Source organism: Roseiarcus sp., from assembly GCF_052145395.1.
In the GTDB taxonomy this organism is placed as follows: domain Bacteria; phylum Pseudomonadota; class Alphaproteobacteria; order Rhizobiales; family Beijerinckiaceae; genus Roseiarcus.
Genome location: NZ_JBKQOT010000400.1, coordinates 1 through 3,004, shown reverse-complemented (window position 1 = coordinate 3,004; position 3,004 = coordinate 1). Strand labels below are relative to the sequence as shown.

The window sequence follows — 3,004 nt, the reverse complement described above, 5'->3', positions numbered from 1 at the left end:
GTGCATGACGAGGTCCTTCTGCACGACTGTGAATTCGGTCAGCGCAAGGTCCTTCGCCTGAAGGCTGTGCACTTGGCGGCGCGCAGCACGCGCTTGGGGACGCTTCTTGCGAGTAGGCGGGCTGCGGCTTCGTCGAGCGCGGCGCGCGCGCCGACGATATCAGCGCCGATGTTCTCAGCAGGCGATGGCGCTAGCGGGCTTCCTTGGGAGTGACAACGACCATGAGCCGCGCGGCGATGGGGACGGCGCAGGCCGAAAGCGCGGCGCCGATGACGAAGACCGAGCCGAGGCCCGCCTTCGAAGCGATGAAGCCGAGCGCGGGAACGAGGAAGCCGAGCGCCAGGTCGAGAAAGGCCGTATAGACCCCGACCGCCAGGCCCCGCGATTCTGGCGGTGCCCGCCGCACAGCCTCGACTCCGAGGCCCGGAAAGACGAGCGAATAGCCGAATCCGGTCGCCGCGGCGCCGACGAAACCGAGCCAGGCCCAGGGTGCGAGACCGATCAGCGCGAGCCCGGCCGCCTCGATGATCGCGAAGATGAGCGCCACCCTCGCCCCCCCGATCCGGTCGGGGAGGTGACCGAGCCAGAGGCGGGCGAAAACGAAAGCGAACGCGAAGAGAGTGAAGGAAAGCCAGGCGGGCTGCCAGCCGCGCTCGACGAAGAGCAGTACGGAGAAGGCCGTCATGCCGCCGAAGCCGATACTGGCGAAGGCGAGCCCCAGACCCGGCGCCGCGACCGCCGCGGCGACCCGGGTAAGGTCGAGGCGGGCGTGCGCCTTCGGGGCGACCGCCGCCAGGGGCGCGATCACCACAAGCGTTGCGATGGGAACGAGAGCCGTCGCGAGCGCGATCGCCGGGAAGCCGTAGATTTCGAAAAGCATGGAGCCGATCGGCGCCCCGACTGCGAAGGCGGAATACATCGCCATGCCGAGCCAGGCCATCACCTTGCCCGTGTGTTTCGATCCGACGAGCGCGAGCCCCCAGCTCTGGGCTCCGACGATGACAAAACTCTCGCCGCCGCCGAGCAGGCCGCGCCCGAGGATCAGGATCGCCGCCGAGACTAAAGGCGCGCCGACGAAGCGGAGCGAGACGAGGTAGAACGCCCCGGCGCCCGACGCCATGACGAGGCCCGCGATCAACGCCCGCTTCGCGCCGCGGGCGTCGGAATAGGCGCCGGACCAGACGCGCGACACGAGTGAGGCCGCGAACTGGGCGCCGCCAACGAGGCCGACCGCAAAGGCGCCGAGCCCGAGCCGATCGTGCACATGCAGCGGCAGCGCCGGCAGCGCGACGCCGGTGACGAGGAAGACCACGAACACCGGCGCCATCAGCGGCAGGAGAGCGCGGACGAGCGGCCGGGCCTTGTCCTCGGAGCCGGCGGTGGTCACTCCGCCGCTCGACCGCGTAACGCAGCCAGACGACCCCGCCCTCGAGCGATTCCGCCCCGAGGAAGCGCAGCGCCTGCCCCGCCGACGGCATATCGTCTGCGGACCCGGGACCCTCGACGATGCTCGGGCTTCCGGCGAGCCCGTCGATCGCCGGACAGACGAGAAGGCTGAACTCGTCGATCAACTGCGCCCTCAGGAACGCGCCGTTCACGATCCCGCCGCCTTCGAGCAGCAGCGTCGTCGCCCCGAAGGCTTCGCCGAGGTGATCCAGCGCGACGGCGAGGTCTTTGCCGTCCGGACCTGCGAAGAGGTAGGACACGCCGTCCTCGCGCAGCTCTGCGAGATAGGCGTCGGAGACGCCTTCGCCGAGCACGGCGACGATGTGGTCGCCGCCCGCGTCATCCCGCCCGTAGTGGAGAACCCCGCGCGGATCGAGCGCAACGGCGAGGTCGCGGCCCTTCCGATCGGCGACATGCGGACGGCGAGGAGCGCCTGCGCCCACGCCTGCACCCGTCGATCGCGGCGCGCCTTTGGCGTAGGCCTGCATGGTTGTGCGGCCGACGATCCATCCGTCGGCCGAAAAGCGCGCGGCGACGGCGTCATAGTGGCGAAGCATCGCGCCGCGGTCGTTTCCGAGCGCAGGCCTCGTCCAGCGCTCCGGAAGCAAACGTCCGTCGATCGATGTCATCATGTGGCAGACGATCTTGGGCCGCATCGGGCTCTCCTTGTCCGGCGTCTCGTCCCTTGCGCTTGTCGTTGTCGGCGTTCAAGCGCACGCGCCGCGCGATCCTCTCCGTCGCCCGGGCGCACGCCTGCGCTACGGCGTGATCAGGATCGCGCCTTCCGAGCGGCGCTGCTCGGCGACCCGGTGCGCCTCGACGATCTGGTCGAGGGGGAAGCGCTGGCCGATATCCACCGCCACATGGCCCTTCGCGATCGCGTCGAAAAGGTCGGCCGCATGCGCGCGCAGGGCCTCGACGTCGGTGTTGTGCGAGAACACGGAGGGCGCGGTCAGGAACAGGTCGCCCTTTGCGCGCAAGAGATCGGGCTCGATCGCGGGCGGCTTCCCCGAGGCGGCGCCATAGCTGACGACCAGACCGAACGGCGCCGCACAGTCGAGCGACTTTAGCAACGTCTCCTTGCCCACCGCGTCGTAGACGACCCGGGCCTTGCGCCCTCCGCTCGCCTTCAGGAACGCCTGCGGCCAATCCGGCTCATTGATGTCGATGACGTCGACGCAACCGGCTGCAAGCGCAGCGCCTCTCTTGTGCGGCGATCCGGTCGCGCCGATCACGGTCGCGCCGAGAGCGGTGGCCCATCGCGTCAGGATCTGGCCCACGCCGCCCGGCGCGGAGTGCACGAGCAACAGGTCGCCGGGCTGCACGGCATGGGTTGCGCGCAGCAGGTACTGCGCGGTGAGGCCCTTGAAGAGGAGCGTCGCGGCGGCCTCGTCGCCCACCTGGTCCGGAAGCTTCACGAGCTTCTCCGCCGGGACATTCCGGCGGTCGGCGTAGGCCCCGACGCCGGCATTCATGTAGGCTGCCCAGTCTCCCGGCTTGATCGATTGGACCAATCGCCTTGACCACGCCGGACGCCTCGAACCCGAGCCCCGTCGGC

Annotated in this window: 2 protein-coding genes and 1 pseudogene; all 3 read right to left on the bottom strand. The window is 69.9% G+C overall.

Features of this window, described 5'->3' with window-relative positions; translation table 11 throughout:
• Nucleotides 1–190 precede the first annotated feature (190 nt).
• Nucleotides 191–1,387, bottom strand: a complete 1,197-nt coding sequence (locus ACLP25_RS13430; protein ID WP_442469692.1) for an arabinose transporter — start codon at nucleotides 1,385–1,387, stop codon at nucleotides 191–193.
• A 43-nt stretch (nucleotides 1,388–1,430) separates the two neighbouring features.
• Nucleotides 1,431–2,102 (bottom strand): annotated as a pseudogene (locus ACLP25_RS13425) (dihydrofolate reductase family protein); the annotation flags it as partial.
• A 102-nt stretch (nucleotides 2,103–2,204) separates the two neighbouring features.
• Nucleotides 2,205–3,004 (bottom strand): zinc-binding dehydrogenase (locus ACLP25_RS13420; RefSeq protein ID WP_442469691.1); only part of this gene is annotated, 800 nt, incomplete at its 5' end.